Annotated in this window: 9 protein-coding genes; 5 read left to right on the forward strand and 4 right to left on the reverse strand. The window is 59.3% G+C overall.

Annotation, left to right across the window (positions count from 1 at the left end; genetic code table 11):
• The first annotated feature begins 43 nt into the window (after positions 1 to 43).
• The 3 genes from puuE to C5F52_RS23215 are packed head-to-tail and all read left to right on the forward strand — an operon-like array spanning position 44 to position 4,148.
• Positions 44 to 1,021 (forward strand): allantoinase PuuE, encoded by a 978-nt coding sequence (gene puuE, locus C5F52_RS23205; protein ID WP_104800721.1) that lies wholly within the window; start codon positions 44 to 46, stop codon positions 1,019 to 1,021.
• Positions 1,022 to 1,037: 16 nt separating this feature from the next.
• Positions 1,038 to 2,873, forward strand: coding sequence for a 2-oxo-4-hydroxy-4-carboxy-5-ureidoimidazoline decarboxylase (gene uraD, locus C5F52_RS23210; RefSeq protein WP_104800722.1), 1,836 nt, complete (start codon positions 1,038 to 1,040; stop codon positions 2,871 to 2,873).
• Positions 2,874 to 2,885: 12 nt separating this feature from the next.
• Complete coding sequence (locus C5F52_RS23215) at positions 2,886 to 4,148, forward strand: M20/M25/M40 family metallo-hydrolase (RefSeq protein WP_104800723.1); 1,263 nt, start codon at positions 2,886 to 2,888, stop codon at positions 4,146 to 4,148.
• Positions 4,149 to 4,175: 27 nt separating this feature from the next.
• Here the strand turns inward: C5F52_RS23215 and C5F52_RS23220 are convergent, their stop codons facing one another.
• The gene (locus C5F52_RS23220) at positions 4,176 to 5,603 is read right to left on the reverse strand and encodes a Fic family protein (protein WP_104800757.1); all 1,428 of its coding nucleotides are present in this window, start codon (positions 5,601 to 5,603) and stop codon (positions 4,176 to 4,178) included.
• Positions 5,604 to 5,804: 201 nt separating this feature from the next.
• Between C5F52_RS23220 and C5F52_RS23225 the strand changes: the two genes are divergently transcribed.
• On the forward strand, positions 5,805 to 6,227 hold the full coding sequence (locus C5F52_RS23225) for a putative toxin-antitoxin system toxin component, PIN family (RefSeq protein WP_104800724.1): 423 nt from the start codon (positions 5,805 to 5,807) through the stop codon (positions 6,225 to 6,227).
• On the forward strand, positions 6,224 to 6,460 hold the full coding sequence (locus C5F52_RS23230; protein WP_104800725.1) for a DUF6290 family protein: 237 nt from the start codon (positions 6,224 to 6,226) through the stop codon (positions 6,458 to 6,460). The genes C5F52_RS23225 and C5F52_RS23230 overlap by 4 nt, the downstream gene beginning before the upstream one ends.
• Before the next feature lie 37 nt (positions 6,461 to 6,497).
• Here C5F52_RS23230 and C5F52_RS23235 read toward each other — a convergent pair whose 3' ends face one another.
• The 3 genes from C5F52_RS23235 to C5F52_RS23245 are packed head-to-tail and all read right to left on the reverse strand — an operon-like array spanning position 6,498 to position 10,629.
• Positions 6,498 to 8,780, reverse strand: a complete 2,283-nt coding sequence (locus C5F52_RS23235) for a tetratricopeptide repeat protein (protein ID WP_104800726.1) — start codon at positions 8,778 to 8,780, stop codon at positions 6,498 to 6,500.
• On the reverse strand, positions 8,777 to 9,634 hold the full coding sequence (locus tag C5F52_RS23240; RefSeq protein WP_104800727.1) for an FkbM family methyltransferase: 858 nt from the start codon (positions 9,632 to 9,634) through the stop codon (positions 8,777 to 8,779). Before C5F52_RS23240 ends, C5F52_RS23235 begins: the two co-directional genes overlap by 4 nt.
• Complete coding sequence (locus C5F52_RS23245; RefSeq protein ID WP_104800728.1) at positions 9,631 to 10,629, reverse strand: glycosyltransferase; 999 nt, start codon at positions 10,627 to 10,629, stop codon at positions 9,631 to 9,633. The genes C5F52_RS23240 and C5F52_RS23245 overlap by 4 nt, the downstream gene beginning before the upstream one ends.
• Between the last annotated feature and the right edge of the window lie 5 nt (positions 10,630 to 10,634).

A 10,634-nucleotide genomic window follows, 5' to 3' on the forward strand; every position in this document is an offset into this window, starting at 1 on the left:
TATTTAGCCTACGCCTGCGCTTATTCAAATACGGAGTTATTGCATGACGAACGCCACCTACGACAGCACCGCCGTCTACCCCCGCGACTTGGTGGGCTACGGCCGCCAAGTGCCGCACGCGCAATGGCCCAACCAAGCCCGCATTGCGGTGCAGTTTGTGCTGAACTACGAAGAAGGCGGCGAGAACGCCACGGTGCATGGCGACGCCGGCAGCGAGATGTTTTTGAGCGAGATGTTCAACCCGCCCAGCTTTCCCGACCGTCACCTGAGCATGGAAGGCATTTACGAATACGGCTCACGCGTAGGCGTGTGGCGTATCTTGCGCGAGTTTGAAAAACGCGGCCTGCCTCTCACCGTGTTTGGCGTGAGCATGGCGCTCGAACGCCACCCCGAACTCACCGCCGCCTTTGTGGCGCTGGGCCACGAAATTGCCTGCCACGGCTACCGCTGGATCAACTACCAAACCACCGATGAAGCCACCGAGCGTGAGCACATGCGCAAAGGCGTGGAGATCATCGAACGCCTCACCCACACCACACACGGCAACAGCATTCACGGCGCAGGCTGGTACACCGGCCGCGACAGCCCCAACACCCGCCGCCTCGTGGCCGACCACGGCGGCTTTGAGTACGACAGCGACTACTACGGCGAAGACCTGCCCTTTTGGATGAAGGTCAAAAAAACCAATGGCGACGTCGTGCCCCAACTGGTCGTGCCCTACACGCTGGACTGCAACGACATGCGCTTTGCCCTGCCCCAAGGCTTTAGCCAAGCGGAAGACTTCTTTGTGTATTTGCGCGACAGCTTTGACGCGCTGTACGCCGAGGGTGACCCCAACGGCGACAACGCCCCCAAGATGATGAGCATCGGCATGCACTGCCGCTTGCTGGGCAAACCCGGCCGCATCGTGGCATTGCAAAAGTTTTTAGACCACATCGCCAAGCACGACCGCGTGTGGGTGGCTCGGCGCATCGACATTGCGCGCCATTGGAAACAAGTGCATCCCTACAGCGGCAACTAAACAGCAGGACACCGACATGAGCACCATCACGCTGAACCAAATTAACACCCTGCCCCGCGCCGAGGCGGCAGCCCTGCTGACCGGTTTGTACGAACACTCCGATTGGATTGCCGAGCAAGCGCTCGACGCCCGCCCGTTTGCATCCGCCGCTGCGCTCAAGCACGCGATGGTGAAGACGCTTGAAAAAGCAGGCCGCGCGCCGCAGCTCGCCTTGGTGCGCGCCCACCCCGAGTTGGCAGGCAAAGCCATGGTGAGCAAAAGCCTCACCGCTGAATCGACCAACGAGCAAACCAAAGCAGGCCTGACCAACTGCACGCCTGAAGAATTTGCACACATCCAGCAGCTCAACGCCAGCTACAACGCCAAGTTTGGTTTCCCGTTCATCTTGGCCGTGCGCGGCCCGCGTGGCTCTGGCCTCAACAAGCAGCAAATCATCAGCACCTTTGAGCGCCGCCTGCACAACCATCCCGACTACGAACTGGCCGAATGCTTGCGCAACATCCACCGCATCGTGGAGATTCGCCTCAACGACAAACTGGGCTATGAGCCCGCGCTGGGCCACGAAGTGTGGGACTGGCACGAATGGCTGGCCCAGTTCAGCGATGTGGGTGCGATGAGCAAACACGCACCGCACGCTGCGCGCGAAGAGCTCACCGTCACTTACCTGACCGACGCACACCTGAAATGCGCCAGCACGATTGAGCTGGGCATGAAAGCCTGCGGCTTTGACGATGTGCACATCGATGCCGTGGGCAACGTGGTGGGTGTTTACAAAGCAACATCACACAACGCCAAAACCTTGATGACCGGCTCGCACTACGACACCGTGCGCAACGGCGGCAAGTACGACGGTCGCCTTGGCATCTTCGTGCCCATGGCCTGCGTGCGCGAACTTGCCCGTGCGGGCAAGCGTTTGCCCTTCAACCTCGAAGTGGTGGCCTTTGCCGAAGAAGAAGGCCAACGCTACAAAGCCACCTTCCTCGGCTCTGGCGCTTTGGTGGGCGATTTCAAAAACGAGTGGCTCGACCAGCAAGATGCCGACGGCGTCACGATGCGTCAAGCCATGAAGCAAGCGGGCTTAAACATCAACGACATTCCCAAACTCGCGCGCAACGCCGCAGACTACTTGGGCTTTGTCGAAGTCCACATCGAGCAAGGCCCTGTGCTCAATGAGCTGGACATTCCACTGGGCATCGTCACCTCCATCAACGGCAGCGTGCGCTTTGTGGGCGAAGTTGTGGGCATGGCCAGCCATGCAGGCACCACACCGATGGACCGCCGCCGCGATGCCGCCACGGCCGTGGCCGAGCTGGCTTTGTTTGTGGAAAAACGTGCCGCTGAATTGAACGCCGTGCCTGCCAACACGGCGACGAACCCAACATCCGCATGCGTGGGCACGGTGGGCATGCTCACCGTGCCCAATGGTTCGATCAACGTGGTGCCCGGTCGCTGCCAATTCAGCCTTGACCTTCGAGCCACCACCGACGCCATGCGCGATGCGCTGATGAACGATGTGCTCGCTGAGCTCAAAGCCATCTGCGAACGCCGTGGCCTGCACGCCACGCTGGAAGAAACCATGCGCGCCAGCGCCGCGCCGAGCGACGCCAAGCTGCAAGGCTTGTGGGAAAACGCTGTGCAAAGCTTGGGCGTGCCTGTGTTCCACCTGCCCAGCGGCGCGGGCCACGACGCGATGAAGCTGCACGAAGTCATGCCGCAAGCCATGTTGTTTGTGCGTGGCCAAAACGCCGGCATCAGCCACAACCCGCTGGAGAGCACCACCAGCGACGACATGCAACTGACCATCGACGCCTTCATGCACTTGCTGCACAACATGCAAGCTTCACAAAAATAACCGAGACACCCCATGAGCAACACCACCTACACCCAACTCGACGCATGGATCGACGCGCACTTTGACGAGCAAGTGAAGTTCTTGCAAGAACTCATCCGCGTCCCCACCGACACGCCCCCCGGCAACAACGCCCCCCACGCCGAGCGCACCGCCACGCTGCTGAAAGACTTTGGCTTTGACGCCGAAAAACACGCCGTCCCAGAAGCAGACGTCAAAGCCTACGGCCTAGAAACCATCACCAACCTCATCGTGCGCCGCCACTACGGCGCAGGCCAAACCATCGCCCTCAATGCGCACGGCGACGTGGTGCCACCCGGTGAAGGCTGGACCCAAAACCCTTACGGTGGCGACATCGTGGACGGCAAAATTTACGGCCGTGCCAGCGCTGTGAGCAAGTGCGATTTCTCCACCTTCACCTTTGCCACCCGCGCGTTGGAAGCAGTGAACCAAGCGGCGAACCACACGCTCAACGGCAACCTCGAACTGCACTTCACCTACGACGAAGAGTTTGGCGGCCTACTCGGCCCCGGCTGGTTACTCGACAAAGGCCTGACCAAACCCGACTTGATGATTGCCGCCGGCTTCAGCTACCAAGTGGTCACTGCGCACAACGGCTGCTTGCAAATGGAAGTCACCGTGCACGGCAAGATGGCCCACGCCGCCATTCCCGAAACCGGTGTGGACGCCCTGCAAGGCGCCGTAGCCGTGCTCAACGCCCTGTACCACCAGAACACCTTGTACAAAGCCGTCACCTCCAAGGTCGAGGGCATCAACCACCCTTATGTGAACGTGGGCCTGATTGAAGGTGGCACCAACACCAACGTCATCCCCGGCAAGGTCATGCTCAAGCTGGACCGCCGCATGATCCCCGAAGAAAACCCCGTCGAGGTCGAAGCCAGCATTCGCCAAGTCATTGCCGATGCAGTGGCCACCTTCAACCAAGGCCGCGCCGCCGACATGCACATCAGCGTCGACATCAAACGCATGCTGATGGCCCACAGCATGCAACCGCTGGCGGGCAACAAGCCCTTGGTCGATGCCATTCAAAAACATGGTGAACAACTCTTTGGCGAACCCATCCCCGCCATGGGCACACCGCTTTACACCGATGTACGCCTCTACGGCGAACGCGGCATTCCAGGCGTCATTTACGGCGCAGGCCCACGCACCGTGCTGGAATCACACGCCAAGCGTGCAGACGAACGATTGGACTTGGAAGACTTGCGCCGCGCCACCAAAGTCATTGCGCGGACCTTGCAAGATTTGCTGGGTTGAGTCAGCGGCTGATACGCAGCATCAGCGTTAGGGTTTGCGGACAAGCTCTGACTCCGGATGCACTCGTGCATGCCAAGCGAGATACTCAGAGCGACGCAGCCTATAACGAGCGACGCTACCTTCGTGTAACTGGCGTAACGCATCCGTCAGCATTTGAATGAACGCTTCGCGATCGGCCTCATTGACAGCATCACGCGCGACTTGGGCAATCACGTCGGACTGCGGTCGCAGCAGCCCTTTGACCACCACTTGAACCGCTTGGATGAGCGCCTCACGGTACTTAATTTTTAGCGGATCGGGCTCGACCATGGTTTGTGTGATGGCTAAGTAACGCTGGCAAGAGCGTTCATACGCCCAAACAAACACGTCACGCAACAAATCAACTTCGTTGAGTTCGTACACGCCCAAGGTTCCCTCGACGTAAGCACGCTCCGGAACATCAACGAAAGACAAGGGGCAAAGGTTGCTTTTGATCAACGGAATGTTGGCACCGATACGTGATACACGCTTATTCACATCCTCAAACGGCTGCAAGCAAGGTAATTGCACCATCAGAAAAAAAGCTTGTTCAAATGGATCTGGAATTGCAGACGCCTTGTTCAGCAATTGCTCAAAGCAATCTTCGATGACTTGCGGCAAAGCTGCTGGGTGAAACACGGTTCCCGAGATTTCGACAGTGCGCCGACGCAAACGTCCACTTGCTTGCGGGTCTCGCATCAAGTCCTGTGACAGCACGGCGTGGATGTTTTTGAACGTGAAGGCATCAAAACAAACCTCATCCGCATCCTCGATCAGCATCTCAATGGCAGCTTTGTGGTTCAGGATCATCTGCGTTTCAATGGCATCCTTGCCTTGGGCTATCTGTCCTAACTCAATGAGGTTTTGAGTGTCCCGCCGACTGTAGGTGTTACCTTCCAGTTTGGATGATGCCCATGACAAATCAACGAGCAAGCGGCTCAGGATATCTCGGGCGTAGGTACCAGCTGGGCGTTCGTTGGCCGCTGTGCGCCCCATGTCGTGCAACTGGCTTCGCAATGACTCCGACAGATAGAAAGTTTGGCCGGGCTGATAAGCCTCTAAAAATTCACGTCGATAACCGACAGGGCGGCGATGCATCAGCGGCAAACGAACTTGGTCGCGAATGCGCGCGCCCTCAGGGGAAACAGAGACGTACAGCTCTGCCTCACCCGCATAGGCCGAAGCAGCAACGCCTGTGAGCGCAACAACCTTGCCTGATGCAAGCTTATAGACCAAGGCGATGCTTTCACCCTCGGCGCTCAAACGCTTCGTTTCAATGAGTTTTTGCAGTCGCCGTTGCAGTGTGCGACGGTTGAGCTTAGCGTTTTGACTGCGGACCATCTCCGCCTCAATGTCCGAGATGCCGATCCCGTTCGGGTGAGCCGCAACGACAGACTCGATCAACTGGAGCTCTTCACTTGTTGTGGTGCGTGACATAGGTTGACCTTTCATGGATGGCGTCTTATCCTACAGGCGCGCCATTGCGCGACAGAATTTGGCGCCATTGTGTCGCTCAATCTGTCACACGTCAACACAATACTGTCGCGCAATAACCTTAACTCACCATCTCCGTAAATGCCTACTCTTCAATAAAACCATCCCATTGACAAATATTTTGGCATCACATACGATACCAAAATGACTGAATTACCCCGCATTATTTTTGACACGAATGTGCTTTTTAGCGCGTTGCGATCAAGACTAGGGGTCTCATTCCGCCTTTTGAGTCTGGTTGGAGAATCACGCTTTTCGCTCCAAGTGTCTGCCCCCTTGATCGCCGAATACGAGGCAGTTCTCAAGCGCGGGCAGTTGGCCTTGAGTGATGCGCAAATTGACGATGTCATCGATTTCATATGTGCGGAAAGCGAACACCATCGGATTTTTTATCTTTGGCGCCCCATCCTCAAAGACCCAGACGATGACTTTTTGCTGGAATTGGCCGTGAAGTCGCAAGCGATTATCGTGACTTGGAATGTGGCAGATTTCAAAAAAGCCAGCCCCTTTGGCATTCAAGTGATGACCCCCCGTCAGTTCATGCAAAAACTGGAGAACACACCATGAGCACCATCAGCATTCGCCTACCCGATTCACTGCACAGCATGGCCAAGGCTATAGCCAGCCAAGACCACATATCTATGAACCAGTTCATTGCCAGTGCTGTGGCAGAGAAAGTCTCGGCCCTAGCAACTGAAACGTACCTGAACGAACGCGCCAACCGATCTAGCCGAACCAAATTCAACGCTGCTCTGGCCACAGTCCCAGCGCAATTGCCCGAACTGGGCGACGAACTCTGATTCCAAACTGAAACCCAGCCAGCGTGGGGCGCAAGGGCTAACTCACCATCCCCTCAAACGCCGCCTCCATCGCCCGCGTGTGCGCCACCACATCCCAGCCACGCCGTGCTTTAAGCCGTTCGCGCAAGCCACGTTTCAGCGCCAATAAAGCAGCCCGGTCTTGCGCCATCTGCACCGCAACACGCACATAGCCTTCGTCGTCATCGGCCACCCACTCGGGCAGGCCTGCTGCGGTCATGAAGCTCGCGCCCATGCGCGACACAAAGTTGTGACCCGCCTGCGTCACCACCGGCACGCCCATCCACATGGCTTGCAGGCTGGTGGTGCCGCCGTTGTAGGGCACGGGGTCGAGGGCAATGTCCATGTCGGCGTACTCGGCCATCATGTCGGTCAGGCCCGTGGGGCCACGAAACTCGATGCGGGCCAAATCGACGCCCAGCTTTTGCAGCCGCTCGCCAAACAAACGCACTGCGCCGCCGTCAGAAAAACTCGGTGCCTTGAGCAACAAACGTGAATCAGGCACCGCCTTCAAAATCTGCGCCCACAAACGCAAGGTGCGCGGGGTCAGTTTGGGCACGTTGTTGAACGAGCCAAAGGTCAAAGGCCGCTTGGCCACGTCGTCTGTGAAAGCCGGATACGGGTAATCCACCTCGGGGGCAAAGCAAAACACCGTGCCTGGCAAACGCGCAATGCGCTCGGAACACAAGCTCTCGCTACCCGCGGGCGTGACCACCTCGTCGCCAATCACCCAGTCCATGTTGGGCACACCGGTGGAGCCGGGGTAGCCCAAATACGTGGCCTGTACAGGTGCCACGCGTTTGGCAAACAAGCTCATGCGTTGCTGGCCGGTGTGGCCTGCTAAGTCGAGCAGCAGGTCAATGCCATCGGCATCGATGCGCTTGGCCAGTTGCGTGTCATTCAGCGTGGTGGCTTCCACCCAGTGCTCAATGCGTTGTTGGGCCAAACGTGTTTGCTCGTCGTAGCTCACACCCGTGAAATACAAAAACACCTCAAAGCGGCTGCGGTCCAGCTCGCGCAGCACCGGCTGCATGAAGATATTCACCGGGTGCTGGTGGTGAAAATCCGCACTCACAATGCCGAGCTTGATGCGACGACCGTCCAGCGGTGCCCTCACAAAACTCCCACGCGCACGCGCACCCTGCCCCAGCGGTGCAAACAACTCGCGGTGCAAGTCCGCCACTTCTTGCGCCGTCAACTGATCGCTGTAGAGCGAAGACATGGCCGAGCTGGACGCCAAGTTTTTAGGTGCATCGGGTTCAGCCGCCAACTCGCGGTACAAGTGCAGCGCCGTGTCAGCATCGCCTTGGCGACCGGCAATGGAGGCGCGCATGCTCTTGGCACCGGGCATAGGCCCCAACGCCTCGGCTTCTTGCAACACCAGCAAGGCCTCGTCCATCTGCCAACTCTCGGCCAGCAAGTGCGCTAAGTTCCAGCGGGCGGTGGCGCTTTGCGGATAAAGCTGTACGCACTTGCGCAGCACCATCAAAGCCTCTTGCCACAGGTTGTGTCTGAAGGACATAGCGGCCAAACGGGCCAGCGTGGGCTCTTGGGTGGCGGCCGACGCTTCAGTCATCACCTGCAAGCCAGCGGGGGTTTGGCCTAGGCGTAACAGTGCTTCGCCCAAGTCTATTTGCACCTCGGCCATTTGATTAACCACCAGTGGCATGCTGTCGTGGCCTTCTTGCATTTTGTTTTGCGCTTGACCCAGCAGACTCTGCAACGCCACGCGCAACACCTGAGCAGCGGCAGCGTTGTCGCCAAGCTCCAGCAGGTATTGCCCCATGCGGTGCGACACCTCGGCGGGCAGGTCAGACGTTCCATTGGCTTGCACGGTGCCAGCCAAAGACATCGCTTGTTCAAACGCTTGTGCGGCCAATGTCTTTTGGTCCAGCTGGTGCAGCACCCGCGCCATGGCCAGTGGCGCTTCGTAGCGCTCGGGCGCGGCATCCATCGCACGTTGATACGCCGCCGCCGCTTGTTGCAACTCACCCATTTGGCGGCACAGGTGGCCCGCTTCTAGCCAACCGCTGAACTGCTGCGGGTGGGCGCGCAGCAAGCTGGCAAAGGCCTCGCGTGCGGGCATCCATTGGCCCAAGCGCACCAAGGCTCGGGCGCGGCCTAGCAAGGCCAATTCAAAAGTGGGCTCCAAGGCCAAAGCTGCCTCGTACTCAGCCAAAGCGCCCGCCCAGTTTTGAGAACGCCACGCTGCGTTACCGGCGTTGAAACGGGTGATCATCAGCGCATTGGCGCTGTTACCGTCAGTCGCACCATTCACACGGGCTGATTTCTTCTTTTTCATTTCATATCCAAGGGTGCCAGCCAACGCGCGGCGTCTGATCTGGGCAAAAACAAATGGTCGCGGTGGGTCTCGCTGGGCGTCACGCGCTCGGTCGCCTCAACACGGCTCACCAACTTATCCACCCCGCCATTGCTGCCCAGCGCGTAATGCACATAGTCATGCACTTGGGCAAAGTTTTCAAAAAACTGGGTATCGCAGCCGGGCAGCACCTCGCACACCAAGGCAGGCCGAACGGTTTGCCACCACCCCGACGCACCTTTCAGCACGGCAGGCTCGTGCGTCTCCACATCGATCTTCACCAGCACCGGCGCATTGGGCGTCACACCTCGCCACAGCACGTCATCGCTCAGCACCGCGTCCAGCCGCTGCACGGGCACCTGCCGCGAACCTGCATGGCGGGTGCGAAAAGCTTTGTTCAGCGAAGCCGAGGTTTCCATCAACCCATGCGACGCATCCGGAAAATGGAAATCCAGCATGGCCTGCGCTTCGCCCAAAGCCATCTCGTACACATCCAACTGCGCCGTCAGCTCCGACATCTGCGCATTGGCTCGCAGCACATCGGCAATCTCGCGCACCGGCTCAAACGAATGCACATGCGCGGCCCCCGTGGCCAAGGCCAGCAGGCTGTAAAAACCCGTGTTCGCCCCCACATCCACCACCACGGGGTTCAGGGCGGCGCACCAACGCGCCAACAGGCTGGGCAAGGGTGCTTCGTAGGCGGACCAGCCGTCGGCCCATGCCGACAAGGCCACTTGGTCACGGCCTGTGCAGCTGTCCATCCAAAACCGTGCGGGGCCCGGCACATCCACCTGCAGCCAATGGCCCACGGGTTTTGGGAATTGCAAACCGCTCATGCGCCACTCCGGTAAGTCGCTGCCTTGTCACCCAACAGCTGGTGCCAAGCTGCGTTCAGCTGCGCATCAAAATTCGCCGCGTCAAACAAGGCCGCTGTGGCTTGCCCCGCTTGCACACGCGCCGCTTGCTTCGGCGCATCCATGGCCAGCAAACTGGCTATGGCCAAAGCCAGCTCGGGCAGCTGCGCCTCACCCGCCCACAGGCCGTTGTCAGGCGTGGCGTACTCTTGCCCGCCACCGCCTGTGAAGCCCGCCACCAAACAGCCTGCGGCCATGGCCTCCAGCGGCGGCAGCCCCAGGCCTTCGTCTTTGCTCAAGCTCACAAACACCAGCGACTCAGCCAGCGTTTGCGCCACCTGCGGGCGGCTCATGCCGTCCACCTCGACCCACGGCACATGGGCCCACTGCGGGCACAGCGCGGCAAACCACTGTTGCAGCTGCTTGGCCTCGTTCGGGCGCTTGCGCGGCATGAACGCAATTTGCTGCCTCTTGGCCGACAGGCCACCTACACGGGCCAGCGCTTGCTCAAAATGCGGCAGCACCATGGGCTGCACCACCTGCCAGTCGGTGGTCGAACCCCAAGCCTGCAAAGTGTCGCGCGTGAAGGCGCTGCAACACAGTGCACCCGCCAATGGAAAAGCATTCAGCGCGTCCAAGTTGGGCAAGCCTCTGAACGTGTAAAACGGGTTTTGGTTGTGCATCACCAGCTGGCAGCCCTGCTCGCGCATGCCCTGCCAACCGCTGTCAGACCACACCTCGGGCAAAACCAACACATCGTGCGCCGTCCACTTGTGGTGGGGGCCGCTTTGCACCATGGGCACCGGAAACGGCTGCGACGGCCACTCAATCGGCGAGCCCTCTTGCAGCCACGCAAACGCTCGCCAGCCTAGACGGCGCAAGCTGGCCACATGCTGAAAATTCACCAACTGCCCGCCTGCACGCACGGGCAGCGTGCAGGCGTAGTAGATGGAAGGCTTGGTCGAAGGTTCCGCCATCCCCT

It is taken from the genome of Limnohabitans sp. TS-CS-82 (assembly GCF_002943475.1).

Bases quoted from the DNA above. Each gene is read 5' to 3' on its own strand.
- C5F52_RS23240 (WP_104800727.1), bottom strand. From the start codon at position 9,634: ATGAGCGGTTTGCAATTCCCAAAACCCGTGGGCCATTGGCTGCAGGTG.
- C5F52_RS23215 (WP_104800723.1), top strand. From the start codon at position 2,886: ATGAGCAACACCACCTACACCCAACTCGACGCATGGATCGACGCGCAC.
- puuE (WP_104800721.1), top strand. From the start codon at position 44: ATGACGAACGCCACCTACGACAGCACCGCCGTCTACCCCCGCGACTTG.
- C5F52_RS23230 (WP_104800725.1), top strand. From the start codon at position 6,224: ATGAGCACCATCAGCATTCGCCTACCCGATTCACTGCACAGCATGGCC.
- C5F52_RS23225 (WP_104800724.1), top strand. From the start codon at position 5,805: ATGACTGAATTACCCCGCATTATTTTTGACACGAATGTGCTTTTTAGC.
- C5F52_RS23220 (WP_104800757.1), bottom strand. From the start codon at position 5,603: ATGTCACGCACCACAACAAGTGAAGAGCTCCAGTTGATCGAGTCTGTC.
- uraD (WP_104800722.1), top strand. From the start codon at position 1,038: ATGAGCACCATCACGCTGAACCAAATTAACACCCTGCCCCGCGCCGAG.
- C5F52_RS23235 (WP_104800726.1), bottom strand. From the start codon at position 8,780: ATGAAAAAGAAGAAATCAGCCCGTGTGAATGGTGCGACTGACGGTAAC.
- C5F52_RS23245 (WP_104800728.1), bottom strand. From the start codon at position 10,629: ATGGCGGAACCTTCGACCAAGCCTTCCATCTACTACGCCTGCACGCTG.